Source organism: Staphylococcus sp. HMSC06C11 (genome assembly GCF_001808345.1).
Lineage (GTDB): Bacteria > Bacillota > Bacilli > Staphylococcales > Staphylococcaceae > Staphylococcus > Staphylococcus capitis.
In genome coordinates this window covers 1-263 of the sequence record NZ_KV793043.1, presented here as the reverse complement: position 1 = coordinate 263, position 263 = coordinate 1, and the positions used below count along the sequence as shown (strand labels likewise).

Sequence of the window (263 nt, the reverse complement as noted above, 5' to 3'; positions counted from 1 at the left end):
CCTATACCTCGTTCCGGGAAGGAACGTGTTCTAAAAATTGAACTACTTCCGCTTAATATTAAATTATATGGAGCGGAAGATAGGATTTGCACCTATATCTCATTCCGGGAAGGAATGTGTTCTAAGAGTTGAACTACTCCCGCTTAATCCTGGAGGCGGCAACCGGATTTGAACCGGTGATAAAGGTTTTGCAGACCTCTGCCTTACCACTTGGCTATGCCGCCAATAACTGGGCTAGCTGGATTCGAACCAGCGCGTGACGG

Annotated in this window: 2 tRNA genes; both read right to left on the bottom strand. The window is 47.1% G+C overall.

Going from position 1 to position 263, the window contains the following annotated elements:
• Positions 1-68: 68 nt before the first annotated feature.
• Positions 69-143, bottom strand: a tRNA-Gly gene (locus tag HMPREF3154_RS07130).
• Between the two features lie 7 nt (positions 144-150).
• A tRNA-Cys gene (locus HMPREF3154_RS07125) sits at positions 151-224 on the bottom strand.
• Positions 225-263 lie beyond the last annotated feature (39 nt).